This window comes from Parasphingomonas zepuensis (genome assembly GCF_036663735.1).
GTDB lineage: Bacteria > Pseudomonadota > Alphaproteobacteria > Sphingomonadales > Sphingomonadaceae > Sphingomonas.
The window spans coordinates 161,709-188,074 of record NZ_JAXOJO010000005.1 but is presented as its reverse complement, the minus strand read 5'-3'; the positions used below and the strand labels follow the sequence as shown (position 1 = coordinate 188,074).

General features: G+C 65.4%; 30 protein-coding genes and 1 pseudogene. 13 read left to right on the top strand and 18 right to left on the bottom strand.

The window, feature by feature from the left end; genetic code table 11:
* Window positions 1-91: 91 nt before the first annotated feature.
* Window positions 92-832, top strand: coding sequence for a cupin domain-containing protein (locus U1769_RS18860; protein ID WP_332719139.1), 741 nt, complete (start codon window positions 92-94; stop codon window positions 830-832).
* 47 nt (window positions 833-879) lie between these two features.
* Here the strand turns inward: U1769_RS18860 and U1769_RS18855 are convergent, their stop codons facing one another.
* The 13 genes and pseudogenes from U1769_RS18855 to U1769_RS18795 all read right to left on the bottom strand — a co-directional run bounded on the left by U1769_RS18855 (window position 880) and on the right by U1769_RS18795 (window position 10,190).
* Window positions 880-1,791 carry a bifunctional helix-turn-helix transcriptional regulator/GNAT family N-acetyltransferase gene (locus U1769_RS18855; RefSeq protein WP_332719137.1) on the bottom strand — a complete coding sequence of 304 codons (912 nt, stop codon included), beginning with the start codon at window positions 1,789-1,791 and terminating at the stop codon, window positions 880-882.
* Window positions 1,792-1,833: 42 nt separating this feature from the next.
* Window positions 1,834-2,637 carry a nucleotidyltransferase domain-containing protein gene (locus U1769_RS18850; protein ID WP_332719134.1) on the bottom strand — a complete coding sequence of 268 codons (804 nt, stop codon included), beginning with the start codon at window positions 2,635-2,637 and terminating at the stop codon, window positions 1,834-1,836.
* A 5-nt stretch (window positions 2,638-2,642) separates the two neighbouring features.
* Window positions 2,643-3,341, bottom strand: coding sequence for an HAD hydrolase-like protein (locus U1769_RS18845; RefSeq protein ID WP_332719132.1), 699 nt, complete (start codon window positions 3,339-3,341; stop codon window positions 2,643-2,645).
* A gap of 13 nt (window positions 3,342-3,354) precedes the next feature.
* Complete coding sequence (locus tag U1769_RS18840) at window positions 3,355-3,897, bottom strand: EF-hand domain-containing protein (protein WP_332719129.1); 543 nt, start codon at window positions 3,895-3,897, stop codon at window positions 3,355-3,357.
* A 106-nt stretch (window positions 3,898-4,003) separates the two neighbouring features.
* On the bottom strand, window positions 4,004-4,858 hold the full coding sequence (locus U1769_RS18835; protein ID WP_332719127.1) for a class III extradiol dioxygenase family protein: 855 nt from the start codon (window positions 4,856-4,858) through the stop codon (window positions 4,004-4,006).
* Window positions 4,851-5,219, bottom strand: a complete 369-nt coding sequence (locus U1769_RS18830) for a protocatechuate 4,5-dioxygenase subunit alpha (protein ID WP_332719125.1) — start codon at window positions 5,217-5,219, stop codon at window positions 4,851-4,853. Before U1769_RS18830 ends, U1769_RS18835 begins: the two co-directional genes overlap by 8 nt.
* 88 nt (window positions 5,220-5,307) lie before the next feature.
* A pseudogene (locus U1769_RS18825) lies at window positions 5,308-5,430 on the bottom strand (S-adenosylmethionine:tRNA ribosyltransferase-isomerase); the annotation flags it as partial.
* Between the two features lie 147 nt (window positions 5,431-5,577).
* Window positions 5,578-6,453, bottom strand: coding sequence for a hypothetical protein (locus tag U1769_RS18820; RefSeq protein ID WP_332719123.1), 876 nt, complete (start codon window positions 6,451-6,453; stop codon window positions 5,578-5,580).
* A gap of 100 nt (window positions 6,454-6,553) precedes the next feature.
* Complete coding sequence (queA, locus tag U1769_RS18815) at window positions 6,554-7,579, bottom strand: tRNA preQ1(34) S-adenosylmethionine ribosyltransferase-isomerase QueA (RefSeq protein ID WP_332719121.1); 1,026 nt, start codon at window positions 7,577-7,579, stop codon at window positions 6,554-6,556.
* 34 nt (window positions 7,580-7,613) lie between these two features.
* Window positions 7,614-8,342 carry a peptidylprolyl isomerase gene (locus tag U1769_RS18810; protein ID WP_443030410.1) on the bottom strand — a complete coding sequence of 243 codons (729 nt, stop codon included), beginning with the start codon at window positions 8,340-8,342 and terminating at the stop codon, window positions 7,614-7,616.
* A 133-nt stretch (window positions 8,343-8,475) separates the two neighbouring features.
* Window positions 8,476-8,976 carry a pantetheine-phosphate adenylyltransferase gene (coaD, locus tag U1769_RS18805; protein WP_332719833.1) on the bottom strand — a complete coding sequence of 167 codons (501 nt, stop codon included), beginning with the start codon at window positions 8,974-8,976 and terminating at the stop codon, window positions 8,476-8,478.
* 70 nt (window positions 8,977-9,046) lie between these two features.
* Window positions 9,047-9,946 carry a polyprenyl synthetase family protein gene (locus U1769_RS18800; RefSeq protein WP_332719115.1) on the bottom strand — a complete coding sequence of 300 codons (900 nt, stop codon included), beginning with the start codon at window positions 9,944-9,946 and terminating at the stop codon, window positions 9,047-9,049.
* A gap of 4 nt (window positions 9,947-9,950) precedes the next feature.
* Entirely contained in the window at window positions 9,951-10,190 is a 240-nt protein-coding gene (locus U1769_RS18795) for an exodeoxyribonuclease VII small subunit (protein WP_332719831.1), read from the bottom strand.
* Window positions 10,191-10,290: 100 nt separating this feature from the next.
* On the opposite strand from U1769_RS18795, the gene U1769_RS18790 reads away from it, so the two are divergent.
* Together U1769_RS18790 and U1769_RS18785 are read left to right on the top strand one after the other, a co-directional pair.
* Window positions 10,291-10,548, top strand: coding sequence for a type II toxin-antitoxin system ParD family antitoxin (locus tag U1769_RS18790; protein ID WP_332719113.1), 258 nt, complete (start codon window positions 10,291-10,293; stop codon window positions 10,546-10,548).
* On the top strand, window positions 10,545-10,847 hold the full coding sequence (locus tag U1769_RS18785) for a type II toxin-antitoxin system RelE/ParE family toxin (RefSeq protein ID WP_332719112.1): 303 nt from the start codon (window positions 10,545-10,547) through the stop codon (window positions 10,845-10,847). Before U1769_RS18790 ends, U1769_RS18785 begins: the two co-directional genes overlap by 4 nt.
* Here U1769_RS18785 and U1769_RS18780 read toward each other — a convergent pair.
* The 5 genes from U1769_RS18780 to U1769_RS18760 all read right to left on the bottom strand — a co-directional run bounded on the left by U1769_RS18780 (window position 10,823) and on the right by U1769_RS18760 (window position 17,364).
* The gene (locus U1769_RS18780) at window positions 10,823-12,532 is read right to left on the bottom strand and encodes a long-chain-fatty-acid--CoA ligase (RefSeq protein WP_332719109.1); all 1,710 of its coding nucleotides are present in this window, start codon (window positions 12,530-12,532) and stop codon (window positions 10,823-10,825) included. The two genes, U1769_RS18785 and U1769_RS18780, sit on opposite strands and share 25 nt — an antisense overlap.
* A gap of 39 nt (window positions 12,533-12,571) precedes the next feature.
* Window positions 12,572-12,769 (bottom strand): hypothetical protein, encoded by a 198-nt coding sequence (locus tag U1769_RS18775; RefSeq protein ID WP_332719107.1) that lies wholly within the window; start codon window positions 12,767-12,769, stop codon window positions 12,572-12,574.
* An 86-nt stretch (window positions 12,770-12,855) separates the two neighbouring features.
* Window positions 12,856-14,544 (bottom strand): GGDEF domain-containing protein, encoded by a 1,689-nt coding sequence (locus U1769_RS18770; RefSeq protein WP_332719104.1) that lies wholly within the window; start codon window positions 14,542-14,544, stop codon window positions 12,856-12,858.
* Window positions 14,545-14,727: 183 nt separating this feature from the next.
* Complete coding sequence (gene clpA / locus U1769_RS18765) at window positions 14,728-17,043, bottom strand: ATP-dependent Clp protease ATP-binding subunit ClpA (RefSeq protein WP_332719102.1); 2,316 nt, start codon at window positions 17,041-17,043, stop codon at window positions 14,728-14,730.
* Window positions 17,044-17,166: 123 nt separating this feature from the next.
* Complete coding sequence (locus U1769_RS18760; protein ID WP_332719100.1) at window positions 17,167-17,364, bottom strand: DUF1192 domain-containing protein; 198 nt, start codon at window positions 17,362-17,364, stop codon at window positions 17,167-17,169.
* Window positions 17,365-17,459: 95 nt separating this feature from the next.
* Here U1769_RS18760 and U1769_RS18755 point away from each other — a divergent pair, with 95 nt between their 5' ends.
* The 10 genes from U1769_RS18755 (at window position 17,460) to U1769_RS18710 (ending at window position 26,365) form a co-directional block, all read left to right on the top strand.
* Window positions 17,460-18,488, top strand: a complete 1,029-nt coding sequence (locus U1769_RS18755; protein WP_332719098.1) for an NAD(P)H-quinone oxidoreductase — start codon at window positions 17,460-17,462, stop codon at window positions 18,486-18,488.
* 56 nt (window positions 18,489-18,544) lie between these two features.
* Window positions 18,545-19,129, top strand: coding sequence for a hypothetical protein (locus U1769_RS18750; RefSeq protein ID WP_332719096.1), 585 nt, complete (start codon window positions 18,545-18,547; stop codon window positions 19,127-19,129).
* 235 nt (window positions 19,130-19,364) lie between these two features.
* Complete coding sequence (locus U1769_RS18745) at window positions 19,365-19,982, top strand: glutathione S-transferase family protein (protein ID WP_332719094.1); 618 nt, start codon at window positions 19,365-19,367, stop codon at window positions 19,980-19,982.
* A gap of 85 nt (window positions 19,983-20,067) precedes the next feature.
* Window positions 20,068-20,943 (top strand): UDP-2,3-diacylglucosamine diphosphatase, encoded by an 876-nt coding sequence (locus U1769_RS18740; RefSeq protein ID WP_332719091.1) that lies wholly within the window; start codon window positions 20,068-20,070, stop codon window positions 20,941-20,943.
* Window positions 20,944-20,948: 5 nt separating this feature from the next.
* Window positions 20,949-21,974, top strand: a complete 1,026-nt coding sequence (locus U1769_RS18735; RefSeq protein WP_332719089.1) for a glycosyltransferase family 4 protein — start codon at window positions 20,949-20,951, stop codon at window positions 21,972-21,974.
* Window positions 21,975-22,126: 152 nt separating this feature from the next.
* Window positions 22,127-22,807 carry a cell cycle transcriptional regulator TrcR gene (locus U1769_RS18730; RefSeq protein ID WP_332719086.1) on the top strand — a complete coding sequence of 227 codons (681 nt, stop codon included), beginning with the start codon at window positions 22,127-22,129 and terminating at the stop codon, window positions 22,805-22,807.
* 132 nt (window positions 22,808-22,939) lie between these two features.
* Window positions 22,940-24,028, top strand: coding sequence for an MBL fold metallo-hydrolase (locus U1769_RS18725; protein ID WP_332719084.1), 1,089 nt, complete (start codon window positions 22,940-22,942; stop codon window positions 24,026-24,028).
* Window positions 24,029-24,330: 302 nt separating this feature from the next.
* Entirely contained in the window at window positions 24,331-24,810 is a 480-nt protein-coding gene (locus tag U1769_RS18720) for a dienelactone hydrolase family protein (RefSeq protein WP_332719082.1), read from the top strand.
* A 111-nt stretch (window positions 24,811-24,921) separates the two neighbouring features.
* A complete protein-coding gene (locus U1769_RS18715) occupies window positions 24,922-25,557 on the top strand; it encodes a glutathione S-transferase family protein (RefSeq protein ID WP_332719080.1) in 636 nt (211 codons plus the stop codon).
* A gap of 118 nt (window positions 25,558-25,675) precedes the next feature.
* Window positions 25,676-26,365: an energy transducer TonB gene (locus U1769_RS18710; RefSeq protein WP_332719078.1), complete on the top strand. Its 690-nt coding sequence runs from the start codon at window positions 25,676-25,678 to the stop codon at window positions 26,363-26,365.
* Window position 26,366: the final 1 nt, after the last annotated feature.

Here is a 26,366-nt window from a genome sequence, read left to right as displayed (position 1 = left end):
GAATATGTTTCCCATCTGGACGGAAGATCCAGGCCGCTTCAGGATCGAGCCGTACCGCGACTTCCCGGGACTAAACATCTAGACGGGCATCATGGCTGACGAACGGGATGAGGCGCTGCGCGAGATGGCGCGGCATCGGGGGCTGAAGCTGCAAAAGTCCCGGCGGCGCAAGGCCGGTGGCGATTTCGGGCTTTACGGGCTGGTCGATGCGGCGGGCAAGGCTGTGCTCGGCATCGGCGCGTCGGGGTTCGAAGCGAGTGGCGAGGATATCGAGGCGTATCTGCGCGCGGCGATGCGGGCGACGTGGAAAAGCTCGGCCGGGACGATCGAGGCGCTGAAGAAAGTGGCGCCGCCAAAGCGAGAGCCAGAGCCCGAGCCTGAACCTGAGGTACCGGCATCCGAACGAGCGCCGGAACGGAGGCAGAAGCCGGCGGCCAAACCCAAGCCGGCGCCGAAACCGAAAGCCGTGCCCAAGCCGAAACCCGCGCCCAAGCCAAAGCCCGCATTCAAAGTCGCGGTCGGCAATCTTTTCTCCAAGCTGCCCGCCGCGCGCCGCGCCGAGGTATTCACGGATCTACTCGAGCGCCCCGGCGTGCGGATCGAGCGAATCGTCTCGCGCGGCCAGGCGACGCCGGAGGATGCGCCGATGGTGCAGGAGCAGGACGAATGGGTCGTGCTGCTGAGCGGCGAGGCCGGAATTCGCGTCGAGGATTCGGTAGGGGTGACCTTGCGGCCGGGGGATCATCTGACGATCCTCGGCGGGCAGCGCCACTGGGTGACGTACACCGCGAAGGACGAGCCAACGGTGTGGCTCGCGGTGCATGTGGAGTGATCCGACCCCATCCCCGTTCCTCAGGCCGAACGGGGAGAGGTTTGGGCTTATTTCCGCAGCCCCAGTTCCCAGATTTCGCCCTGTTCGGGCCGACCGAATTCGTGATGCACCTCAGTCGAGACGATCTCGAACCCGGCGCCGGCATAGATGCGGCGTGCGCTGTCCAGCACGGTATGAGTCCATAGCCGCATCGTCCGGTATCCGGCGTTCCGCGCAAAGACGATGCAGCGCTCGACCAGGTCGCCGCCGATTCCCATGCCGCGCGCCCAGGGTTCGACATAGAGCAGCCTGAGCTGTGCGACATCGTCGCCCGCATCGACGACGAAGATCGATCCGGCCATCGCCCCGCCGCTCTCGGCGACCCAGCATTGCTCGCGACCGGCGCGAAAATCGCGCAGGAAATGGGCGGTGACCTCGCCGAGCAGCACTTCCATCGGCGCCCCCCAGCCATGGCTCTCCTGATAGAGGATCGCCTGGCGCGCAGCGATCATGCCCATGTCGCCGGTGGTGAAGGTCCGCAAGCTATAGTCGGCCGCGCTTTCGGCCGAGAGCAGGGTGTGCGCCGTCCCGAGCGCGGCCTCGAGCACGCGGCGGTCGGCGGCGCCAAGCGGCTTGAGATGGCGCTCGATCGCCTGGCGCTGGCGCTGGTCGAGATCGGCGAAGACCGCGCGGCCGGGGGTGGTCACCCCGATCGGCCGCCGCCGCGCGTCGGTGCCGCGCATCCGCTCGATCCAGCCCTTGCTCTCGAACTTGCGCAGGATGCGACTGGCATAGCCCGCGTCGAGGCCGAGCGCCTGTTGCAGCTCGACGGCGACCGGCTGCTCGCGCGTGACGATTTCGTAGAGCAGGCGGGCTTCGACCAGCGAGAGCTCGCTGTCAAGAAAGCGCGCTTCGAGCACGCCCGCGAAGCGCGTGTAGAAGCGATTGAACGCCCGCACGGACTGGAGAGTCGATTCCATCGTCTGAAAATGTCGCCATTACTTGACGGAGTCAAGTATCTCTCATTCAGGGCCGAAGCGGTCCACCATCTCCAGGAAAAAGCTGTCAGCCGCCGCCTGGGAGCGGGGATCGGTCATGCCCTTTTCCTCAGCCTTGGCATGGGCGAATTCAGCTTCGGCGAACGCCGCCAGTTCGGCCGGCATCGGCGCGAGGCCCAGCTCGCGTGTCTCCGCCTTACGCGCGATCAGCTCAGCGACGATCGCACCGACCTGCGCCGGCGGATCGCATTCGGCGATCAGCGTCGGAAAATGCATCGGCGGCGTCAGCCCGGGATGAAGGCGCATCCAGCGCAGCACTGCGGCAGGACGCAGGATATAGAAGAGGCGCTTGATCGCGATCGCTTCAGCGTCGCCGGCCCGGAGCCATTGCTGCGTGCCCAGATGCAGATAGTGACGCCGCAGCAGCGGCAGCGGGGCATGCGCGTCGGCAAAGGCGAGCACCGCGTCCCGAAACGCCGGATCGCCGCGATAGGCGATCGGCGAGCGCAGCCATTCGATCGCCACGGCATTGCCCTTGACGATCAGCCGCAGGGCCTTGGCGATATCCCAGCCATTGGCATCGAGCAGCCCTTCGAGCGCCGTTTCGATCACGTCGCGCCGGGGCCAGAGCGTCAGATAATCCTCGCGACGGCGGACATAGAGGAAGCGGCAATCATAATCGCTGTCGGGTGAAGCGAAGCCCCAGGCGCGGCTGCCGCTTTCGATCGCGAGCGGGATCGACACGCGCTCGTCGCGCACGATCCCGTCGAGGCGTCCGTCGATCGCCGTAACGCTCTCGGCGTCGAAATCATCGGGGATCGATCGCATCGCGATCATCCTTGTCGCGACGCGCCCGGGCAGTCCGCCGTCCCAAGCAGCAGCTGCGCGATCTCGTTCGGATGCTCGAAGAAAATGTCCGGGCGCGCGCGCTCCAGCGCCTTGCGATTGGCATAGCCCCACAGGACCGCACCGGCGGCAATGCCGGCCTTGCGCGCGGCGGCGATATCGCGTGTCTCGTCGCCGATCGCGATTGCCTCATAGGCCTCGATATAGCCGCGGCGCAGCACCCTGCGATACCGCCGCGCCTTGCCCAGCAGGGAAGCGCCGCATTCGAACCAGTCGATCCGCGCGACATTGGCCGGCCCCAATATCGCCCGTGCATTCTCCTCCGAGTTGGAGGTGACGACCGCGATCTTCAGGCCGGCCGCGGACAGCCGCTCGATCAGCGAATCGATCCCGTCGAACAGCGCGATGCGATCGGTCTGCTCGGCCAGCAGCGCGTGGAGGTAGCGGCCGATCGCGGGGAGCTTCCAGCGCGGTATGCCGAGAAAGCTGAGCACTTCGCGCGTTGTGCGGCCGCGCAACTGCTCGATCTCCTCGGTCGTGACTCTGCGGAAGCCGAAGCGCTGGGCGAGCTGGTCCGAAATCGAAATGAACCAGTCGCCGCTATCGGCGAGCGTGCCATCGAAATCGAAGATGGCCAGCCGATAGCGTCGCGCCGAGGGGGGCAGGGGCGGATCTGCGGGATTCACGCGGAACATGCCCTCAGCGCCGCGGCGGTTTCGCGCCGCGCTTCCCGTCGGGCTGGGCGAGGGGCGTGCCGATCGCGACCGACCGGATCGTCAGCAACTCCGCTCGGGTGACCGCGCCGTCGTGGTTCGCATCGAAGCGCGTGAAAAGGCGGTCAAACTGCGCGGTCAACTCGGCGAGCGTGATCCGATTGTCGCCGTCCGTATCGATGGTGAACGGGCTGGGCAGGGCGTTGCGGTCGCCCAGCCACAACAGCGCCCAGTCGCTATAACCGATATAGCCGATCGATCCGGTCCCGCCCCGGTCGATTGCGGCAAAGCTCCGCGTCAGGCAGGCCTGCAGCTCGGCATGAGTAACCCGCGCGTCGCCATCGGCGTCGCAAGCCGCGATCATCATCGCGACAGGCTCTGCAATGATCGTTGCCGGCGGCTGGCCCCCCGGCCCGGTCGAGCCCGGTGCGACACTGCCCGGGCCGGTTGGAATCGGCACGCGCTCGGTGGTCTGCCCAGTGGCGGGCGCAGCGATCGCCAGGGCGGCGGCGAGGATCGGCATGCGCATCTCGGGAAGGCCTTTTCACGGATCGACTGGCGTCTTCGCCATGGTGATCCGATAGCCCAATCGAGCGGCGTGGCGATAGCTATGTCGTGCCGGTCCGGACCTTGGCCTACGCGGCCCGCGCCAGCCCGGCCTCAAGCACCATCGAGGCGGCGGCGGTGTTGGAAATGGGGATATGGTAGTTGCGGCAAATCTCGTGCGTGGCCGCACCGAGCGCGCCGCGCGCCGCGATCCAGTTGAGAATCTCCACCCCCTGGCTGCCCGCCAGTTCGACGATGTCCAGGCTCGAATGGCGCGTCAGCAGATCGGGTTCGTTGGCCAGCGCATCCATGCAGCGCCGATCGAAATCGCTGTTGATGAAACCGGCACGGGGCCCTTCGAGCTGATGCGACAGGCCTCCGGTGCCGAACACCACGATCCGCTCGTCGCCCGGCCAGCGCGCCAGCGCCCGGCCAACCGCACGGCCGAGCGCAAGGCAGCGCGCCGGGCTGGGCAACGGATGCTGCACCGTGTTGATCGCGATCGGTACGATCCGCACCGGCCACTCTGCAACGTCAGGCCAGCACAGCTGCATCGGGATGGTCAGCGCATGATCGATCAGCATCGACTGGCAGGTGGTGATATCGAATTCGTCCGCGACCAGCGCTTCGATCAGGTGCCACGACAGCGCCGGATCGCCGGCGAAGGGCTTGCTCACCGGCAGGCCCCAGCCCTCATCGGCATTGCCATATTCAGTGGCGGCGCCGACCGCGAAGGTCGGCAGCTTGTCGAGGAAGAAGTTCAGGCCGTGATCGTTGTAGAACACGACGGCCACATCGGGCCTCGCCCGGCCGAGCCAGGCTTGGACCGCATCGAACCCGGCGAAGAAGGGGCTCCAATAGGGATCCTGCTGGAGACCGCGGGCGATGGCGCCGCCGATGGCGGGCACGTGGCTGGCGAAGACGCCGCCGACGACCTCAGCCATGACGGGCCACCTTTCCGGCATCGAGCGTTCCGGCATCGAGCAGGCGCTGCTTGAAGGCTTCTAGGCTGAGGCCAGTCTGCTGGGCTCCCAGATCCTGGACGCTGAGGCCGAGGATCCCGGCCAGCTTCGCGAGATAATAGATGTTGCCGCCCGCGCGCAGCATCGCGAGCACGTCGCGGCTGGCGACGGCCTCGCGCTGCGCCTCGGTCAGGTGGAAGCGATCGCAATAGGCCTGCTCGTCGGCGACGAAGGCCGCGCGGTTGGCGGCGTCGTTGAACGAAAAGCACATGGCGTTGAGCGCGAAGCCGCGCGTCGCGGCATCCCCGTCAAAGATGAACGTTCCCTCGATCTGCCTTCCCATCGCGCCCTCTCCACGGCCAGTTTCAGGAGCGGAGAATAGGACGAACGGTCGAACGGCCTTTGACTCGGATCAAGGGGCCAATGTCGGCTCAGGGCAGGAGGAGCGAGGAGTCGCCATAGCTGTAGAAGCGATAGCCGGTCGCGATTGCATGGGCATAGGCCGCCCGCATCCGATCCCGCCCCATCAGCGCCGATACCAGCATGAACAAATTTGGGTTAGACTGGGGAAATCTTTCGAGCGAAGGTTTCCGGCAAACGATTTCTTTCAGCCCAAGGGCGACATCAAATGGTGACGTCCACCGATTGATCAGCAAACGTCACCCTTTCGACAAACTCCGGGCGATCGGAGCATCAATCCATCATTTGTCCTTCGGAGGCACGATCTCGAGCGACCCCGGCTCTGCAATATTCACGCCTCCGAAGACAATCGCGCCCGGGGGGAATTCAATCAGGGAATATTCGCCATAATGGCCCAGTTGTAATCCCTTCATCTTGAAAGGCTTGCCGACGAAGGGGAGGGATCCGTTGAAGGTGACCCTCGACTGCTTGTCCCGGGGATAGGGCTGGGAACGATCCTGGAGCATCACCTGGATGGCCGTTTCCAGCTCCGAGGTCAGAAGCGCCTTCAGGCGCGCGCCGTTGTTTTCGGCAAGGCCACCTTCGCCGAGAAGCGGCAATGGCTTCCCTTCACAGCAGAAATATTTCAGCGCTTTGGGCGATTCGCCGGGCGCTCCGGCAGCGGGCTTCGTCTTCAGCACGACATAGGGGCGAACATCGGTCTCGTTCACGAACGTGATCACGACATAGGGCGTCACGTTGAAGATGCGATCGCCCGGCTGGGGCGATAACTTGAAACGCTCCCCGTACTTTCCGTCCGCCAATATTGTCCGGGTCAGGTCGAGTGCCATTGCCGTCGCGTCGAAGCGCAAGTCATCTTCCACGTTGTGCACCTTGGCCGTACCGGTTTGGGTGTTGGCCGAACTCTGGATCGCCATGCCGACCACGCCGAACAGCATGCCCACGCCGCCGCCCTTCTGATGCCCCGAGATGATGACGTTGCTGTCCGGAATACGATGGACGCCCATCGGGAGATCGGCCATCCGGCTCATCCCGTCGTCCGAATAGACGATGGTTGTCGGCTGCGCCTGTGCCGGAGCGGCGGCCTCTTGCGCGGCAGCCCCCTGTGCAGCCAATGCGGACACGCCCGCGATTACGGCAAGAAAGAGTCTGCGCATTTATTTCCCCCAAGAAACTGACGTAAGATGCTATCCACTCTTCCCCGGGATGTACACCGGACTGGGTCTACAAAGCGCTTACCGGGCTTCGTGGACAGTTTTACGCCAGCAGCAGCGACGCGTCCCCGTAAGAGTAGAAACGGTATTCATTTTCAATGGCATAAGCGTAAGCCGCTCTCATCCGGTCGAGCCCCATCAGCGCCGATACCAGCATGAACAGGGTCGATTTCGGCAGATGGAAGTTGGTGACGAGACCGTCGATGCCGCGAAACCGGTAGCCCGGGGTGATGAAGATCGCCGTGTCCCCGGCGAACGGGCGGATCACGCCGTCCTCGCCCGTGGCGCTCTCGATCAGGCGCAGGCTGGTGGTGCCGACCGCGATCACCCGGCGGCCGCGGGCGCGGACCGCGTTGAGCCGCTCGGCCGTCGCGGCGTCGATCCGGCCCCATTCTGCGTGCATCCGGTGCGCGTCCGTATCTTCCGCCTTGACCGGCAGGAAAGTGCCGGCGCCGACATGCAGCGTGAGCGTGGCGTGATCGATGCCGCTGGCGGCGAGGCTCGCCATCAGGCCGGGAGTGAAGTGCAGCGCGGCGGTGGGCGCGGCGACCGCGCCCTTTTCGGCCGCGAACATCGTCTGGTAATCCTCGGCGTCGCGCGCATCGGCCGCGCGCCGGGCGGCGATATAGGGCGGCAGCGGCATCCGCCCGGCGCGTTCGAGCAACAGCTCGACCGGCTCGTCGCCGGCGAAGGTCAGCGCCAGGCTGCCGTCGTCGGCACGGTCACTTGCGATCGCGCTGACGCCATTGCCGAACTCGATGCTGTCGCCCTCATGCAGCCGCCGCGCGTTGCGGATGAAGGCGCGCCAGCGGCGCGGGCCTTCACGCTTGTGGAGCGTGGCGCCGATCCTGGCGTCGCCGCGTTTGCCCTCGAGCTGGGCGGGGATCACGCGGGTGTCGTTGAACACGAGCAGATCGCCGGCGCGCAGCTGGCCGGGCAGGTCGGTGACCGTCAGGTCGCGCGTCGCGTCGCCGTCGAGCACCAGCAGGCGCGCGGCATCGCGCGGCGTCGCGGGGCGCAGCGCGATCCGCTCGGGCGGCAGATCGAAATCGAACAGATCGACCTTCACGGGGCTATCCCTGCCGGTCCGTGTCTCCGGCTGGTTATTTGGCCTTCGCCTTGGCCTTCGGTGCGGGCGCCTTGGCTTTGGCCGGCGCCGGCGCCTTGGGGGCGGGTGCATCCGTGCCGAGCGTCAGGCTCGGGGCCAGGGTCGGCGGTGCTGGCGGGGGCGGCGCGACATAGGCCGGGGGATTATCGGACGCGATATAGGCGTGGAGGATCTTGGTCGGGTTCGTCGGCGGCTCGCCGCGCTCGATCGCATCGACATATTCCATGCCGGAGATCACCCGGCCGAACACCGTATATTTGTTGTCGAGCGGCAGGCGCGGCTGAAAGACGATGAAGAACTGGCTGTTCGCGCTGTCCTCATTATCCGCGGTGCGGGCCGCCGAGACGGCGCCGCGCACATGCGGCAGGAAATTGAACTCGGCCTTCATGTCCGGCAGCGTCGAGCCGCCGGTGCCATCGCCCTTGGGATCGCCGCCCTGCGCCATGAAGCCGTCGATCACGCGGTGGAAGGCAAGCCCGTCATAGAAATGCTGGCGGGTGAGCTCCTTCACTCGCTCGACCATCTTGGGCGCGGCATCGGGGCGCAGCCAGATGGTGACCCGGCCGCCAGTCGACAGATCGAGATACCACAGATTCTCGGGGTCCTTGGTCGGCAAGGGCGGACGCCCCGCGACCGGGATGTCGATATTCTGCTGGGCGGTTGCCGAACCCGCGACGAACAGGGCGGAGACACACGCAATCAGGCTGGCAATAAAACGCATCATATCCCCGTAGGCTCTGGCCCGCAGACGGGGCCGTGCAGCGCGCTTAGAGCAAATCCCTGCTTGCGCCAATCTGAACATCCGGCCGTTCATCCGACGCAACCGTGGCGTCCATGTGGCAAGCGCGCGAAATTCGTCAGCTGCCCTTGCGCCCGATCTTCTCGACCCGCGCCGCGACGTCGATGGCGACGGCGGGTGTGACGAACCGGTCGATCGGTCCGCCATAGAGCGCGATTTCCTTGACGAGCCGGCTGGCGATCGGCTGCAGCGACACGTCGGCCATCAGGAACACCGTCTCGACTCGCGGATTAATCTGCTGGTTCATGCCCGCCATCTGATATTCATATTCGAAATCGGCGACCGCGCGCAGGCCGCGCACGATCACCTTGGCGCCGGCGCGCTCTGCGAAATCCATCAGCAGCGAATCGAAGCTGACGACATGGATTTCCCCGCCGATCCCGGCGACCTCGCGCTGGACCATCGCCATACGCTCGTCGAGATCGAACATCGGCGATTTGGACGGATTAGTGGTGACGCCGATGACCAGCCGGTCGACCAGCTTCGCGCCGCGCCGGATGATGTCCATGTGCCCGAGCGTGATCGGATCGAACGTGCCGGGATAGACGCCGGTGCGGATGGTCATGTGCTTCTCCCCTGTTCGTCGATGGGACGGTCCGGCCGGCCGAACGAAGCGCGGTGGGGGAGGATCACCGGTCGCGTTCCAGCGTGAAGCGGGCGATGTCGCGCAGCAGATCGGCCTCGGCCCCGAAGCCCTGGAGGTGCTGCACTGCCTGGTCGACCAGCATCCGCGCCTGCTCGCGGGCGCGGGCGACGCCGAGCAGCGACAGGAAGGTCTCCTTGCCGGCGCCCGCATCCTTGCGCAGCTTCTTGCCGGCGGTCGTCTCGTCGCCCTCGACGTCGAGCAGGTCGTCGGCGATCTGGAAGGCCAGGCCCATGTCGCGCGCATAGCCGCGCAGCGGAGTGCGGCCCTCCGGCGGCACGCGGCCGAGGATCGCGCCGGCCTCGACCGAGCAGGCGATCAGCGCGCCGGTCTTCATTGCCTGCAGCCGGGTAACGGTCGACAGGTCGAAGCTCGATTTCTCGGCCTCCAGGTCCATCATCTGCCCACCCGCCATGCCCGACGGGCCGGAAGCGCGCGCCAGATCGAGCACCAGCTCGCTGCGCACGAACGGATCGGCATGAGTCGCCGGATCGGCGAGGATCTCGAACGCCAGGGCGTGGAGGCAATCGCCCGCCAGGATCGCGGTCGCCTCGCCATAGACCTTGTGCGCGGTCGGCTTGCCGCGCCGCATGTCGTCATCGTCCATCGCGGGCAGGTCGTCATGGATCAGCGAATAGACATGGATGCATTCGATCGCCGTCGCGACTCGGCTGGCACAATCGCGGTCGACGCCGAACAGCCGCGCCGTCGCGAACACCAGCAGCGGGCGCAGGCGCTTGCCGCCGCCGATCGCGGCATGCCGCATCGCCCGGTACAGATCGGCGCGGGGATCGTCGGGCACGGCCAGCAGGGCGTCGAGGCGCCGATCGACATCGGCGCCGACCTGCGTCAGCGCGGCCTGCAACGACAGAGAGGCGGCAGGCACGCGGTCAGCCGGCCGCAAAGGGATGGGTGCCGGCGGCGCGGCCTTCGCCGTCGAGCCGGATCGCCTCGATCCGCGCCTGGGCCGCATCGAGCCGGTCGGCGCAACGGCGGCGCAGCTTGTCGCCGCGCTCGTACAGGCTGATTGCCTGGTCGAGCGGCGCATCGCCACTTTCGAGCCGCGAGACGATTGCCTCGAGCTCCTTCAGCGCGTCCTCGAACGACAGCTCTTCGATCGGTATTTCCATCGCGCCGCTATGCGGCAGGCGGGCGAGGGGGGTCAAGGACGGCTGGTGTTGAGCAGGCTCAGTGGATGCCTTATATGATAAAATCATATTGGAGGCCGATATGGCGAGCAAAGCCGTTACAGTGACTCTGGGTGACATGGCCGATCGGGCGAAGCGCCATGTCGAGTCCGGGCGCTTCTCCTCTATGAGCGAAGTGGTGCGCGCCGGCTTGCGGGCGCTCGACCGGGAGGAAGCTGCGCTTGATGAAATGCTGCGGCTGAAAATCCAGGAAGCGCTCGACGACTCGCGCCCGTCGATACCGATCGACGAGGCGTTCGTCCGGCTGGACGCATTGTCCGCCGCGAGACGGGCGGGTTGAGTTACCAGGTCAGGCTGGGCGCGCGCGCCTATGAGGATCTTGCCGATATCTGGATGTGGATCGCGACGGAGGCTGACCTCGATACGGCTGACGCGTACGGCTCGCGCCTTCGACGTCATTTGGCGAAGCTGGTCGACTTTCCCAGGAGGGGCTCGCCCAGGAACGATCTCAGGCATGGCCTGCGCAGCCTCGTCTTCGAGCGGCATATGACGATCTTCTATGAGATCGAGGGTCAGGTCGTGACGATCCTGCGGATCGTTCATGGTGCGCGCGATCAGACCGCGCTGTTCGGGGCCTGATTTTCGGCCATCACCTCGGCGACCAGGTCCTTGCGGCTCAGCTTGCCGATCATCGTCTTGGGCATGGTCAGCCGGATCACCACCTGGTCGACGCGTTCGTGCCGTCCGATCTGCGGGTTGAGCCAGTCGCGCAGCTCGTCGCCGGTGATCGCCATATCGTCGTTCAGCGTCACATAGGCGCGGGGATGCTCGCCGCGATAGGGATCGGGCAGGCCGATCACCATCGCCTCCTTTACCGCCGGATGATGGTGCAGCACTGCCTCGATCTGGCTCGGGAAGACCTTGAAGCCCGATACCGCGATCATGTCCTTCAGCCGGTCGACGATCTTGATGAAGCCGTCATCGTCGATCGTGCCGACATCGCCGGTGCGCAACCACACCCGGCCCTCGGCATCAGTGATGAACACGTCGTCATCGGCTTCCGGGCGCTGCCAATAGCCCTTCATGATCTGCGGACCTGCAGTAACGATCTCGCCGGGCTCGCCCGCGGGCGGCGGGCGGCTTGGATCGCCCTTGTCGACCAGCTTGACGCGCGTGCCCGGGATCGGCTGGCCGATCGTGCCGGATTTGCCGTCGCCCTCATAGGGATTGGCCGAGATCACCCCGGAGCTTTCGGACAGGCCATAGCCCTCGACCACGGCCGATCCGGTCGCCGCCTCGAACTTGCGCTTCAGCTCGGCCGGCAAAGGCGCACCGCCGGAGATGCAGACGCGCAGCGAGGAAAAGTCGGTCGCTGCCAGCTTGGGATGGTCGAGCAGCGCCTGGTACATGGTCGGCACGCCCGGCAGCGCAGTCGCCTTGGTGCGGTCGATCGCCGCAAGCACCTGGCCCGCCTCGAAGCGCGGCAGCATAACGATGCACCCGCCGTTGAACACGGTGCGGTTGAGCACGCAGGTATTGGCGAAGACATGGAACAGCGGCAGCACGCCGAGGATACGGTCGGGCCGCTCGGGATGCGGATCGAGGCCCATCACCTGGCGCGCATTGGCGCTGAGATTCTGGTGAGTCAGCATCGCGCCCTTGGGCGTGCCGGTGGTGCCGCCGGTATATTGGATCAGCGCGATATCGTTGATCGGATCGATCGCCGGGGCTGGGCACACGCCGTCATTCGCGATCAGCTGCGAAAAGGCCATGATGCGGGGATCGTCGGGTCGCGTCGCCACCTCGGCGCGCTTGAACAGCCGGTAAAGCACTGATTTCGCCGGCGGCAGCACGCCTGCGATTGAACCGACGACCAGCCGCTCGAGGCTGCTCTCCTCAAGCACCTTCAGCGCGGTCGGCAGCAAGGCGGTGGCCGACAGGGTGAACAGGAGCTTCGTGCCCGAATCGGCGACCTGATGCTCAAGCTCGGCGGCGGTATAGAGCGGCGAGAAATTCACCACCGTCGCGCCCAGCTTGAGGATGCCGTAATAGGCCGCCAGATAATGCGGCACATTGGGCAGAAACAGGCCGATCCGGTCGCCCGGGCCATAGCCCAGCGCCTTCAGCCCGCAAGCCACGCGGTTCGCACCGTCAAGCGTCTCGGCATAGCTATAGTGCCGGCCGAGGAAATCGATCAGCGGCGCCGTGCCGCCCCGCGCCGCGCCCTGATCGAAGAAATCCACCATCGACAGCGGCGGATACGTGCCGTCCCAACGCGTGGGGTGGCGATAGGAATCGCGCCAGGCGCTTTCGGGATCGTTCATTGACAAGGATGTAAGCAGCGAGCCCGTACCGTGCAAGCGTCAGACGAAGCGCTTGGCCGTCCAGGTGATCAGCACGGAGACCGCCACCCAGCCCAGATCGAACGCTGCCTGGATGCGCTGCGGCGCAATGTCCGATTGCTCGTGCGTCAGGATGCGGATGTCGGCAGACGGATGGCGCGCGGCCAGGACGAGCAGAGCCGCAGCCGCGATCCCCAGGCCTATTCGACGATTGCGCATCTCACTCCTCCAACGCCGTTCACCATAAGCGCGTGCCGAAACGGGGGCAAGCGCGCCATCCAGCGCAACGGGCGCTTGTGCGACGATTATGCGACGATACGGCTTTCGGGGACCGCGCCGTGGACCCGGTCGCGCCCGGCGGCCTTCGCCTCGAACAGCGCCCGGTCGGCGCAGCGGTACAGCGCCTTCCAGTCGCCCTCCTTCGTGAGCCGCCCGGTGCAGCTGCCGATACTTGCCGTCACCGACAGGCCGAACGGCATCCGGGCCTCGCGCAGCCGCGCCAGGATGTCTTCCGGCTCGACGGCGAGCGTCACCGGCGTCACGATGGCGAATTCCTCGCCGCCGATCCGCGCGACCAGTGCCTCGGGTGGTACCGACTGACGCAGCGTGCGGGCGAAGACGCGCAACACTTCGTCGCCGCCGTCATGGCCGATCGCTTCGTTGACGCGTTTGAAATGATCTATGTCCGCGACCAGCAGGATCTGATCGCCCTCCCGCCCGATCGCGTGGCGCAAGAAGGCGCGGCGGTTGAACAGGCCGGTCAGCGGATCGGTATCGGCCAGCAGGCGCGCGGCGATTTCCTGCTCGCGTGCCTCGTCCCGCTCGAGGCTGAGCAGGCGGATGCGATAGGCGATCGCGAGGCTCGAAAAGAGCGCCTCGACCGTCATCGCCAGGATCGTCGAATTGTCGAGCCAGAAGCTCCAGTCGAGCGCGCCGAACGAGCCGGCGGCGCGGAAACAGGCAAGCACGATCGGCGCCGCCCAGGCAATCGCGAACATCCAGAGATAATTGCTCCGCATGCGCCAGCCGCGCCACAGGATCGGCACCACGATCCCCAGTTGAGCGGCGAAGACCAGGCAAAAGAACAGGTCGAACAGGGGGACGTGCGACGGCTTCAACGTCGCGAGCATGGCGACGGTGATCACCATCAGGCCGCATACCACATTGCTCGTCTTCGCCAGCCATCCGGCGAAGACGCGCGGCTCGAAGAAAGTCCGGGCGAAGAGCATCGCCGCTACCGCTGCCATGCCCAGCGACGCGTAGTTGACCCGCAGACGATCGTTGTTGGCCATATCGGGCCACGCCCAGGCCAGCGCCCCCGAAGACGAGGCCGTGTAGACCAGCAACGCCAACAGCATGCCGCAATAGGCCAGCTGGAACGGATGCCGCAGGGCGCCCCAGAGCGCGAGATTATGGATGAGCAGGGCGATGCACAGTCCGGCGAACGCTGCATAGATCGCGCCCAGCAACAGGTTCGCGCTGGTGCTTTCCTCCGGCGTCGCGATACGCGGGCCGATCAGGATGCCGCGCAGGTTCGCCGAACCCTCGACATGCCAGAGCAGGCGAACCAGCGGGGCATCGCGTGCCGGGAAGCTGCGCTGGATGATCGCGCCAAGCTGCAGATGCCGGGTGGCGGCGCGGCCATCCGTCACCGCGGACAGGATCGTGCCATCGGCATAGAGCGCGTACAGCGTCACCCGTTCCTGCCACAGGCTGCCGATGCGAATATCGACGGGGCCGGTCGCGTGCACCGGAGCGGAAAGTGCCCAATATTCGCCGGGGCCGAGGGCGGTCTGTGAGGTGACGCAATTGAAGCGGCCCTGCCCGGCGAACACGGCGTGCGCATCGATGCCCGGCGTGGCCCGGGCGATACAAACATCCACCGGTGTTCCGGCAAGCCCGGTCTGGGCCATCGCAGGTTTCGCGCCGATCAACGCCAACAGAATGAAAGCGCCGATCAGGGCCGATACAGTGAAAATCCACCCCTTATACATGCGCGCCCGTATAGGCCGGTTATGGTAAACGCAAAGCAGGGATCGAAAAGCGCTTCACATTTTTCAAGGCGATTTTATCGCCCTATTGCAACCGGTGGCGGACCGGCAGCGGTGACTGCGGCCGACGCGAAAAGAGCCGCGGCGTTTCCGCCACGGCTCCTTCGTTTCCGGCGATGAACGCCGTTATTTGGCGTCGACGCTCTCGGCCTTGCCCTTCTTCTTGGGCTTTTTCGGCGGCGCCGAGACGACCTCGAACGCCAGTGCCCCGTCCTTCAGCTTCACGCTCACCTCGCCCCCATGGACGAGCTTGCCGAACAACAGCTCCTCGGCCAGCGGCTGCTTGATCTTCTCCTGGATCAGCCGCCCCATCGGCCGCGCGCCATAGAGCTTGTCATAGCCCTTGGTGGTCAGCCATGCCTTGGATTCGTCGTCCAGGCTGATGTGCACGTGCCGATCGGCGAGCTGCAGCTCGAGCTGGAGGATGAACTTCTCCACCACCCGCGCCACGACTTCCGGCGGCAGATATCCGAACGGCACGATCGCATCGAGCCGGTTGCGGAATTCCGGCGTGAACATCTTCTGCACCGCCTGCTCGTCCTCACCCTCGCGGGAGAGGTTGCCGAAGCCCAATGTCTCGCGCGCCATGTCGGACGCGCCGGCATTGGTCGTCATGATCAGGATCACGTTCCTGAAATCGACGGTCTTGCCGTGGTGGTCGGTCAGCTTGCCGTTGTCCATCACCTGCAACAGGATGTTGAACAGGTCCGGATGCGCCTTCTCGATCTCGTCGAGCAGCAGCACCGAATGCGGTTGCTGGTCGACTGCATCGGTCAGCAACCCGCCCTGATCGTATCCGACATAGCCGGGAGGGGCGCCGATCAGCCGGCTGACCGAATGACGCTCCATATATTCCGACATGTCGAAACGCTGGAGCGGGATGCCCATGATCGACGCCAGCTGGCGCGCGACCTCGGTCTTGCCCACGCCGGTCGGGCCGGTGAACAGGTAATTGCCGATCGGCTTGTCCGGATCGCGCAGGCCCGCACGGCTGAGCTTGATCGCCGAGCTGAGCTTCTCGATCGCCGCATTCTGCCCGAACACGACCCGCTTGAGATCGGTGTCGAGGCTTTCCAGCGCCTTGGTGTCGTCGGCCGAGACCGATTTCGGCGGAATGCGCGCCATCGTCGCGATCACGGCTTCGATCTCGCGCGTGGTGATCGTCTTCTTGCGCTTCGACGGCGGCACCAGCATCTGCATCGCGCCGACCTCGTCGATCACGTCGATCGCCTTGTCCGGCAGCTTGCGGTCGTTGATGTAGCGTGCCGACAGCTCGACCGCCGACTTGATCGCATCGGGCGTGTACTTGACCGAATGATGCGCCTCGAACGCGGTGCGCAGCCCGGTCAGGATCTTGATCGTGTCCTCGACCGTCGGTTCGTTCACGTCGATCTTCTGGAAGCGCCGCAGCAGCGCGCGGTCCTTCTCGAAGTGGTTGCGGAACTCCTTGTAGGTGGTCGAACCGATGCAGCGGATCGTGCCGCCCGACAAAGCCGGCTTCAGCAGGTTGGACGCGTCCATCGCACCGCCGCTCGTCGCGCCGGCGCCGATCACCGTGTGGATCTCGTCGATGAACAGGATCGCGTGAGGCAGCTTCTCCAGGTCGTTGACGACGGCCTTCAGCCGCTCCTCGAAATCGCCGCGATAGCGTGTGCCGGCGAGTAGCGCGCCCATGTCGAGCGAATAGATCACCGCGGGCAGCAGCACCTCGGGCACGTCGCCTTCGACGATTTTCCGCGCCAGGCCTTCCGCTATCGCCGTTTTACCGACTCCCGGATCGCCGACGTACAGCGGGTTGTTCTTCGATCGGCGGCACAGGATCTGCACCGTACGGTCGACTTCCGGGCCGCGGCCGATCAGCGGATCGACCTTGCCGTTCCGGGCCTTTTCGTTGAGATCGACGGTGAATTGCTTGAGCGCGCTTTCGCTCTTGCCCTTGCCGTCGGCCTTTTGCGCTTTTTCCTCCTCGGCGCCCTTCACTTCGCGGGGCTCCGGGGCGGCGCCGCCCTTGCCGACGCCATGACTGATGAAGCTGACGGCATCGAGACGGCTCATATCCTGCTGCTGGAGGAAATAGACGGCATAGCTTTCGCGCTCGCTGAACAGGGCGACCAGCACGTTCGCGCCGGTCACCTCGTCACGGCCCGAAGACTGGACGTGGAGGATCGCGCGCTGGACGACGCGCTGGAAGCCTGATGTGGGCGAAGGGTCGGTCGCGGCGTCCACCTTCAACGCCTCGAGCTCGGTGTCGAGATAATGCGCGACGGTGGCCTTGAGTTCTTCGAGATCGACCCCGCACGAGGTCATCACCTTGGAGGCGTGCTCGTCGTCGATCAGCGCGAGCAGCAGATGCTCGAGCGTCGCATATTCGTGGCGTCGCGAGGACGCGGCTTCAAGCGCCTTGTGGAGGGTGGTTTCCAGCGCGGAGGCGAAAGAGGGCATTACTTTACTCCATGCGGGCCGCGAGAGACGAACGGCCCTTTCCTTCTATGTCGGAAGGCGAGGCGTCCGCATCAAGCACTTGACGAAAACCCCGGCCTGATCGGGCTGCCGGGGCGATCGCGTTCATCGCTTGAATAAATCGTTGGCGCTTGCGCGATGCTTAACGGCGTGGGTCAGCCGCGCCTTAGTGCGGACGATTTCCGCCTCAAGCGCCGCGATGCGCGTTTCGCATTCCTCGACCGAAAAGGGATCGAGATCTTGCCGCGCAAGCTCGGTTAGCGGATCGCCCGCCCGTCGTGCGAGAATCTCGTCCGGGTCCATGGGATGGAACGTTGACCCGGCACGCCGCGATGTCAATAAGGCGCGCTATTCCGCGACGGGGGGCGGCGTTCCGCGACCGGGGCGGCAGCGGAGCAATGACCGACATGCCGATGATCATTCCGACGATGATGCACGCGATCGACCCCGAATTGCCGGGCGGTCCCGAGGTGCTCCGCCTCGTCGAGCGCCCCGTGCCCGTGCCCGGCGAAGGAGAGGTGCTGATCCGGGTCGCAGCGGCGGGCGTGAACCGGCCCGAGGTAATGCAGCGCAAGGGCTTGTACCCGCCGCCGCCGGGCGCTCCATCGATCCTCGGCATGGAATTGTCGGGCACGATCGTCGCGGCGGGCGCCGGCGGATCGGGTATCATCGGGCCGGCCGAACTGATCGGCCAGCCGGTCTGCGCCCTGGTGTCGGGCGGCGCCTATGCCGAATATGCGGTCGCGCCCTATGGCCAGTGCCTCCACGTGCCCGAGGCGCTGTCGATGGTCGAGGCGGCCGCGATGCCGGAGACGCTTTTCACCGTCTGGACCAATTTGTTCGAGCGCGGCTATGCCAGCGAGGGCGATACCGTGCTCGTCCATGGCGGCACCAGCGGCATCGGCACGATGGCGATCGGTCTGGCCAGGTTGTTCGGGCTGACCATCATCGTCACCGCCGGATCGGATGAGAAATGCGCCGCGGCAAAGGCGCTGGGGGCCGATCATGCGATCAACTACAAGGCTCAGGATTTCGTGGCCGAGGTGAAGGCCATCACCGGCGGCGCTGGGGTCGCGGTGGTGCTCGATATGGTCGGCGGCGATTATGTGCCGCGCAACCTTCAATGCCTCGCCGATGACGGCCGCCACGTCTCGATCGCGGTGCAGGGCGGGCTGATGGCGACGATCCCGATCTTCGAGATCATGCGCCGCCGGCTGACGCTGACCGGTTCCACCCTTCGCCCGCGCGATACCGCGTTCAAGAGCATGGTCGCCGAGGAGCTCGCGCAGACGGTATGGCCGCATGTCGAGGCGGGGCGCCTGAAGCCGGCGATCGACCGGACCTATCCGCTCGCCGAGGCGCCGGCCGCGCATGAGCGGATGGAAGCGGGCGATCATGTCGGAAAGATCGTACTGACGATGGAGTAGGTGCGCCGGGGAATAGGTACGCGGGGGCGCGTCGCGAATTAAAAGGGGGGAACCGAATGGCCGAGAAGAAGCATCCCGTGATCAGGCGGGACGAAACGATCCGCAGCGTGCTGATCGGCGTGGTCGTGATCGCGGCGGTCTTCGCGATCCTGCTGTCGGATAAGCCGCTTGGGCTGACGAACCGGCCCTGGGTCGATCCGATCGCCGAAATCCCCGCACGCGCCGATCTGCCGGAGGTGAAGCGCTTCATCCAGAACTGGGCCTATTTCGTGCCGAAGGCCAACCATACGCCGCTGTTCGCGGTGCTCGATCGCCGGCCGCCCAGGGCGGAAGCAGAGCCCAAGCCGATGCTCGGCTATTCGATCCGGGAGGTCACGGCGGCTGGCCTGCCGATGCTGTCCTACAAGGAACTCGGTTATGTCCTGTATCTGGAGCGCCAGGGCAATTTCCAGATGGTGCCACTCGACGAAGCCGGGCTGAACCTGCTGGCGAGCAAGACCGGCACGCATCTGGAGGCGGGCTATGTCTTCCCCTTCTGGAGCCATTTCTGGGGCCTGCTCTTCCTCGTCGCGCTCGGCGGGATCGGGCTGTTCGAGCTGGGTGCGCTGCGCCGGCGTCGCGAAGCGCTGGGTCTGATCTAGAGTCGTTTGCGGCTTCGCTAGATCGGCACCAGCCCGCTCCCCCACCCCGCCGCCCACAGAATATCCTGGATGGGAGGCCGGGTGGGGAGGAGCGGGCTGGTGCCGTCTTACCGAAAACGACTCTAGGCACGGCGCTCACGGGCGATAGACAAGGTGCGCTTGTCGATCGTCCGCTGCATTTGATTTGACGCTCCGCCCGGCGGCGTCATGAGGATGGCCGCAAAGGGAGCGCCACATGTCCAGCCTGATCCTCCACGAATATGCCGCGTCGGGAAACTGCTACAAGATCAGGCTGACCGCGGCGCATCTCGGCATCCCGCTCGAGCGCCGCGAATATGATATCATGAAGGGCGAGACGCGCTCGGCGGCGTTCCTTGGCGGGATCAACGCCAATGGCCGCATCCCGGTGCTCCAGGTCGGCGACGATTATCTGCCCGAAAGCGCTGCTGCCTGTCTCTATCTGGCGGACGGCTCGGCGCTGATCCCGCACGATCGCTACGACCGCGCCGACATGTTCCGCTGGATGTTCTGGGAACAATATAACCATGAGCCCAATGTCGCGACGCTGCGCTTCTGGCGCCGGTTCGTGGGGGAGGCGCATCTCAGCGAGCTCCAGCGTGCGCAGCTTCCCGCCAAGCAGGCGGCGGGCGAGGCGGCACTCGCGCTGATGGACGAGCATCTCGCGCTGACCCCGTTCTTCGTCGGCGATCGGCTGACGCTCGCTGACATAGCGCTCTACCCCTATACCCATGTCGCAGAGGATGGCGGCTTCGATCTCGGGCGCTACCCCGCGATCCGCCTGTGGCTGGCCCGGGTCGCTGCCGAGCCGCGTCATATCGCTATGGAAGCGTAACCGGGCGTTCACACCAATAGAATCAAGCTGTAACATAAAGCGGCCATAGCGCAGGTCCATCAAGGGCTGCGCGGGACGATGCCAGATGGACGCTATAACCAGGATCGCGATGGATAATAGCATCGCTGATTTCGCCGACTTCGCAAATTCGAAACCGGCTATTCCGGAACGTACGGTCACTGAACGCCGGGCCTTTCGCACGATCTGGATTTCCGACATCCATCTCGGTACGCGCGGCTGCAACGCCGACATGCTGATCGACTTCCTGGATCACGTCGACAGCGAGCGGATGTATTTGGTCGGCGACATCATCGACGGCTGGCGGCTCAAGAAGAAGCTCTACTGGCCGGTGTCGCACAACGACGTGGTCTGGCGCATCCTGAAACGGGCCAAGCGCGGCGCCGAAGTGATCTATATCCCCGGCAATCACGATGAGGTGGTGCGCCAGTTCACCGGCCTCGATTTCGGGGGCGTCTCGATCCGTCGCAACGCGATTCATGAAACCGCCGACGGCCGTCGGTTGTTGGTGCTGCATGGCGACGAATTCGACATGATCACGCTCACGCACAAATGGCTCGCGCATGTCGGGGATGCCGCCTATGAATTCATGATGGCGCTCAACAGGTTGGTGAACGCGTATCGCCGCTTTTTCCAGCTCCCCTATTGGTCGCTGTCGAAGCACGCCAAGGCCAAGGTGAAGAACGCTGTGGAGTTCATCTCCAACTATGAGGAAGTGATCGCCCACGCGGCCGGCGCGCGGGGCGTCGACGGCGTTGTGTGCGGCCACATCCACACCGCCGAGTTCCGCAATATCGGCGGCATCGAATATTATAATGACGGGGATTGGGTGGAGGGCTGCACGGCGCTGGTCGAACATTTCGACGGGCGGATGGAGCTGCTGCACTGGGCCGACGAGATCGCCGAACGGGAAGCGGCGAAGATCGAGATGCTGGCGGCCTGACGAGCGTGCGCATCGCGATCGCCACTGATGCGTGGACCCCCCAGGTGAACGGCGTGGTGCGGACGCTCCAGGCCGTGCGCGCCGAACTCGAGCGGCAGGGGCACCAGGTCATGGTCGTCTCGCCCGACCTGTTCTATTCCATGCCTTGCCCGACCTATCCCGAGATCAGGCTGGCCTTTGCGCGCACCGGCGCGGTCGGCCGCATGCTCGCCGATTTCCGGCCGCAGGCGATTCACCTCGCGACGGAGGGGCCGGTATGCCTGGCGGCGAGGCGCTGGTGTCTGATGAACCAGTTTCCGTTCACCACCGCCTATCACACCCAGTTTCCCGATTATGTCTCGGCGCGCACCGGCGTGAATCCGGAATGGGTATGGCGGTACATCCGCTGGTTCCACGCGCCGGCCCAGTCGATCCTGGCGTCGACCCCTTCGATCGCCGCGACGCTCAAGGAACATGGCCTCGTCAATGTCCGCCACTGGGGGCGCGGCGTCGATCTCTCGACCTTCTCGGCCGCGGTCGCCCCCGATCCCGCCCTCGTCTCGCTGCCGGGCCCGATCCAGCTCTATGTCGGTCGCGTCGCGGTGGAGAAGAATATCGAGGCGTTCCTGGCCAGCAACCACCCCGGCACCAAGGTCGTGGTCGGCGATGGCCCGGCCCGTGCCTCGCTCGAGGCGCGTTATCCGGAGGCGAAGTTCCTCGGGCCGCGCTTCGGCGCCGATCTCGCCGCTGCTTATGCCGCGGCTGACGTTTTCGTCTTCCCCAGCCGCACCGACACGTTCGGGCTGGTCATGATCGAGGCACTGGCCTGCGGCGTGCCGGTCGCCGCCTATCCGGTCACCGGGCCGGTCGACGTACTGAACGACGCGGTCGGAGCGATGGACGAAGACCTCACCGCCGCGATCGCCCGGGCGCTGACGAAGGATCGCGCGGCATGCGCCGCTTATGGCCGGACCTTCACCTGGGAGGCGAGCGCCCGCCAGTTCCTCAACGCGCTCGTGCCGGTCGCGCTCGACGAGGCGATCGCGGCGTGACGCCGACCACGCCCTCCTGCCGGTGGTGGAGAGGGTGGTCGGAAAGCCCCGAATGCTCCCGCCTTGCCTCGAAGTGCAAGGAGGACTAAGTCGGTCCCATGCCAAGGCCGCTCCGAAAGGGGCGGCCCTTTCTGTTTTTAAGGAGTTTCCCGGTGGCCCAGCCGCTCATGCCTCATGCGACCGCGTCCTGGCTGGTCGACAATACCTCGCTCAGCTTCGAGCAGATCGCCGAGTTCTGCGGCCTTCACATCCTGGAGATCCAGGCGATCGCCGATGATACAGCGGCGACCAAGCTGACCGGCCGCGATCCGGTGCGCGCGCACGAACTGACTCAGGACGAGATCGACAAGGGTCAGGCCGATCCCGATTATCGTCTCGTCATGCTCAAGGGGCCGGAACAGGTCCGCCGCACCAAGGGGCCGCGCTACACGCCGGTCTCGAAGCGTTCGGACAAGCCCGACGGCATCGCCTGGATCATCCGCAATCATCCGGAGATCACGGACGGGGCGATCGGCAACCTGATCGGCACCACCCGCACCACCATCGCCGCGATCCGCGATCGCAGCCACTGGAACATCGCCAACATCACGCCGAAGGACCCGGTCACGCTGGGCCTTACCACTCAGCGAGAGCTGGACGCAGCAGTGGCGAAGGCGGCCAAGGCCGCCGGCATCGAAGCGCCGGTCGACACGCGTCTCGAAGGCGATCGCGAAGCGCTGATCGTCGAACTGCGCGCCCAGCGCGACCAGCTCGCCCGCGATGCCGAAGCCGCTGAAGCCGGCGAGGAAGCCGCGCCGTCCGAGCCGACCGCAGAGACCTTGTTCCGCCGCTGACCATGATCCACTCCCCTTCAGGGGGAGTGGCCGGGGCGAGCGGGGCTTCCCTGCTCGTCTCCGGCGGGCGCCATTGAGGCGCCGCACATTTGCCGCGTGACTTGCCCGGCATCCCGTTGCTACCTGCAACCTATGTCAACTGCCTCCCGCCTCGATGCTGCCTTTGTCGCCGACGAAAGCTTTGTCCCGACCAGCCACAAGGGCCTGACCTATCCGTTCGGCGGGCGCGAGCCGATGCCGGGCCAGGCCATGACGGTAGCGCCCGGCGTCCGCTGGGTGCGGCTGACCGTCCCCGGCCCGCTGAAGCACGTCAATTGCTGGCTCATCGACGACGACGGCGGCGTGGCGCTGGTCGATACCGGCATGAACCTGCCGGACGCGCGCGACGCCTGGAAGGCGTTGTTCCGCGGGCCGCTCGCCGGCACGCGCGTCACCCGCATGATCGGTACGCATTTCCACCCGGACCATATCGGCTTGGCCGGCTGGATGTGCGACCACCATCAGGCGACGCTGGTGATGACGCGCGGCGAATGGCTGACGGCGCGCATGCTCGTCACCGATGCGCGGGATAATGTGCCTGACGAGATGGTGGCCTTCTGGCGCGGGGCCGGCTGGAGCGACGAGCAGGTCGCGCATGCCAGCGAGCGCGGCTGGGCGGGTTTCCGCCGTCTCGTCACGCCGCTGCCGCTGAGCTATCGCCGCATCGCTGACGGCGAAACGCTGACGATCGGCGGCGTCGCTTGGTGCGTGGTGGTCGGCTCTGGCCACAGCCCCGAACATGCCTGCCTGCTCGACGAGGTCGCTGGCGTGCTGATCGCGGGCGATCAGGTGCTGCCGCGCATCAGCCCCAATGTCTCCCTCGGCGTGACCGAGCCCGAGGCCGATCCGCTGGGCGAATGGTTCGCCTCGATCGCCAGGCTCAAGCTGCTGCCGCACCATCTGCTTGTCCTGCCCGGTCACGGCGATCCGTTTACCGGGCTCCATGCCCGGCTCGATGCAATGGACCGGGAGCATCGCGAGCGGCTCGACGAGCTCGAGGTCTTCCTCGCCGAGCCGCGCCGCGCGGTCGATTGTTTCGGACGCCTGTTCCGCCGCGCGATCGGCCCCGATATGCTCGGCATGGCGAGCGGCGAGGCCCTGGCGCATCTCCGCCGGCTGGAGGTCGAGGGCAGAGCTGCAAAGGAAGATCGCGACGGCGTGTGGTGGTATCGCGCGATCTGAGCGCAGTTTTCGCGCTCCGCGACAGTGTTACTGCGGCGTTCACCATGATTTCAATATTGGCGTGTCCGAAAATACTATAACGAAAACTTGCGAAAGTCTTTTCGGAGAAGCTGGGGCTATTCATCCCTGCGCTTTGACGCCAATTGGAGGCTGCGTCTGATCGAGAGCCGTCGTCGATCCGCGGTTTTTGGAAATTCGTCCGTTTTGATCATAAAGTTCGTTCGTTATGGTTGTATCGCGCTTGCCGAATTGTTACGCTTTCCCGGTCCGCACAGGGGCGGCGTGTAACGGGGATATCGGGCATGTCAGACAACGACAATCAACCCATGTCGGAAGCGATCGATATGGGCCGGGCGCCGCTTGGCCGCCGTGCCGCGATGCAGCGGATCGCCGCACTTGCGGTCGCGCCTGCCATGGCCGCTTCCGGAATGCTCGGCTTTGCCGGCGCCGCGCTCGCCGCCACCGACGATTCGCAGCTGAACGCACGCAAGCTCCGCTATGCGCTCCGCGGCGGCAAGATCATCAACGGCTATTTCGCATCGCCGCGCGGCCAGGCCAATCTGGGCCTCGTCGTCGTGATCCACGACCAGAACGGGCTCGACGCAAAGGCTGAAGCAACGGCGCGGCGCTATGCGCTGGCCGGCTATCAGGCGGTCGCGCCCGATCTCGCCGCGACCTTCAAGGGCAGCCGCGACGCGATGATCGCCCAACTGATCGCTCAGACGCCGCACCTGAAGCGGTCGGCGCTCGGCAACGGCAAAGTCGCCTTCGTTTCAGCCTGAAGACCGACCGGGTCTGCAGCAATATCGGGACCGGCGTCAGGCCTAGGCTTGACGTCGGCCGAATGCTGTGTTCCACTTATGTTCTGCAAAGAGCGTGAGTCGGAGGATGAAATGGGCGCTGACCTGATCCTGTACACCAATCCGATGTCGCGCGGGCGCATCGCTCGCTGGATGGTCGAGGAAACTGGCGCGGATTACGATATCGTCGTGCTCGATTACGCCTCGACGATGAAGCAGGAGCCCTATCTGTCGGTCAATCCGATGGGCAAGGTGCCGGCGGTCGTCCACAAGGGCCATGTCGTCACGGAGTGCGCGGCGATCTGCGCCTATCTCGCCGATGCTTATCCGGAGGCCGGCCTCGCGCCGCCCGTGGCGGACCGTGCGGATTATTATCGCTGGCTGTTCTATGCGGCGGGGCCGGTGGAACATGCCGTGACCAACCACGCGATGAAGTTCGTGCCGACCGAGCAGCAGCAGCGCTCGGCCGGATACGGCAATTACGATCTCGTGGTCGACACGCTGGAGCGGGCGGTATCGGCGCACCCCTATATTGCGGGCGACAGCTTTACCGCGGCCGACGTCTATGTCGGGGCGCAGGTCGGCTGGGGCGTCCAGTTCGGCACGCTGCCCAGGCGCGATGCCTTCATCGCCTATGGCGAGCGTGTCATGGCGCGCCCCGCCTATCAGCGCGCCAACGACAAGGACAATGCGCTGATGCCGCCGCCCGAGCCCGGCGGGGAAGTGTGAGAGTTCTATGCCTGTGGGTAGATTTCGAAGATCCGCGATCGCGATGTGCGCGCTTTTGATGCCGGGCTCCGGCAGCGGCCAAGTCGAGTCAGCCGATATTCCGCGACTCGTTAGCGGCATGTCGAGTGACGACTATCCCACATGGGCGCGCCGCGCGAATATCGAAGGCCGGGTGAGGGTCGAGTTGCAGATCGATCGCCAAGGCATGGTCGCGGACTGCAAGGTGGTTGGATCCAGCGGTAACGCGATGTTCGATCTCTCGACCTGCATAACGTTCAAAGCAAAGGCCCTCTTTACCCCTGCGACGACGGCAGAGATACGAACGCTCGTCACCGTTATGAACTGGCGGCTTTCGGGAGCAGAACCGTTCAACCCGTTTGACACGCTCGGGCTGTTTCCGATGAGGATGTCGGCGACATGGAAGCTCGGCGCCCCCATGACCGCAGAAATTGCAATGATGAAGTGCTCAACTGCACCCGCAACGAAGATATGCGAATTTCCGCCGCCTCCGGAAATGTATCGCCCCGATCTGCCGGCAAAGGCGAAACTGACGGCAACGTTGCTGGACGATAATCGCCTTGCCGGAATTACGCTGGAAGCTGCGCAGAACCAGAAGGGGGAGGTTCTTGATCGGATCACGAGCCGCTGGGGTGTGCCCTGCTATCGTGATCCGCAAGCGGACATTACTGGCTGGATCGCCGGCCATGGCTACATCGTTACCAGGCCAGGCGTGATATCGATCGGCACGAGGGATTTCGATTCCATTACCACTTCGGTCGCCGCAGCCTGCCCTCCTCTCGTAGGTTGAG

What these genes read in the sequence shown, in the direction of transcription:
- U1769_RS18750 (WP_332719096.1), top strand. Translation starts at nt 18,545, where the DNA reads ATGGCCGAGAAGAAGCATCCCGTGATCAGGCGGGACGAAACGATCCGC.
- U1769_RS18790 (WP_332719113.1), top strand. Translation starts at nt 10,291, where the DNA reads ATGGCGAGCAAAGCCGTTACAGTGACTCTGGGTGACATGGCCGATCGG.
- U1769_RS18760 (WP_332719100.1), bottom strand. Translation starts at nt 17,364, where the DNA reads ATGGACCCGGACGAGATTCTCGCACGACGGGCGGGCGATCCGCTAACC.
- U1769_RS18860 (WP_332719139.1), top strand. Translation starts at nt 92, where the DNA reads ATGGCTGACGAACGGGATGAGGCGCTGCGCGAGATGGCGCGGCATCGG.
- U1769_RS18720 (WP_332719082.1), top strand. Translation starts at nt 24,331, where the DNA reads ATGTCAGACAACGACAATCAACCCATGTCGGAAGCGATCGATATGGGC.
- U1769_RS18775 (WP_332719107.1), bottom strand. Translation starts at nt 12,769, where the DNA reads ATGCGCAATCGTCGAATAGGCCTGGGGATCGCGGCTGCGGCTCTGCTC.
- U1769_RS18780 (WP_332719109.1), bottom strand. Translation starts at nt 12,532, where the DNA reads ATGAACGATCCCGAAAGCGCCTGGCGCGATTCCTATCGCCACCCCACG.
- U1769_RS18840 (WP_332719129.1), bottom strand. Translation starts at nt 3,897, where the DNA reads ATGCGCATGCCGATCCTCGCCGCCGCCCTGGCGATCGCTGCGCCCGCC.
- U1769_RS18725 (WP_332719084.1), top strand. Translation starts at nt 22,940, where the DNA reads ATGTCAACTGCCTCCCGCCTCGATGCTGCCTTTGTCGCCGACGAAAGC.
- U1769_RS18740 (WP_332719091.1), top strand. Translation starts at nt 20,068, where the DNA reads ATGGACGCTATAACCAGGATCGCGATGGATAATAGCATCGCTGATTTC.
- U1769_RS18850 (WP_332719134.1), bottom strand. Translation starts at nt 2,637, where the DNA reads ATGCGATCGATCCCCGATGATTTCGACGCCGAGAGCGTTACGGCGATC.
- clpA (WP_332719102.1), bottom strand. Translation starts at nt 17,043, where the DNA reads ATGCCCTCTTTCGCCTCCGCGCTGGAAACCACCCTCCACAAGGCGCTT.
- U1769_RS18810 (WP_443030410.1), bottom strand. Translation starts at nt 8,342, where the DNA reads ATGATGCGTTTTATTGCCAGCCTGATTGCGTGTGTCTCCGCCCTGTTC.
- U1769_RS18755 (WP_332719098.1), top strand. Translation starts at nt 17,460, where the DNA reads ATGACCGACATGCCGATGATCATTCCGACGATGATGCACGCGATCGAC.
- U1769_RS18770 (WP_332719104.1), bottom strand. Translation starts at nt 14,544, where the DNA reads ATGTATAAGGGGTGGATTTTCACTGTATCGGCCCTGATCGGCGCTTTC.
- U1769_RS18715 (WP_332719080.1), top strand. Translation starts at nt 24,922, where the DNA reads ATGGGCGCTGACCTGATCCTGTACACCAATCCGATGTCGCGCGGGCGC.
- U1769_RS18710 (WP_332719078.1), top strand. Translation starts at nt 25,676, where the DNA reads ATGTCGAGTGACGACTATCCCACATGGGCGCGCCGCGCGAATATCGAA.
- U1769_RS18745 (WP_332719094.1), top strand. Translation starts at nt 19,365, where the DNA reads ATGTCCAGCCTGATCCTCCACGAATATGCCGCGTCGGGAAACTGCTAC.
- U1769_RS18830 (WP_332719125.1), bottom strand. Translation starts at nt 5,219, where the DNA reads ATGGGAAGGCAGATCGAGGGAACGTTCATCTTTGACGGGGATGCCGCG.
- U1769_RS18820 (WP_332719123.1), bottom strand. Translation starts at nt 6,453, where the DNA reads ATGCGCAGACTCTTTCTTGCCGTAATCGCGGGCGTGTCCGCATTGGCT.
- U1769_RS18855 (WP_332719137.1), bottom strand. Translation starts at nt 1,791, where the DNA reads ATGGAATCGACTCTCCAGTCCGTGCGGGCGTTCAATCGCTTCTACACG.
- U1769_RS18835 (WP_332719127.1), bottom strand. Translation starts at nt 4,858, where the DNA reads ATGGCTGAGGTCGTCGGCGGCGTCTTCGCCAGCCACGTGCCCGCCATC.
- U1769_RS18795 (WP_332719831.1), bottom strand. Translation starts at nt 10,190, where the DNA reads ATGGAAATACCGATCGAAGAGCTGTCGTTCGAGGACGCGCTGAAGGAG.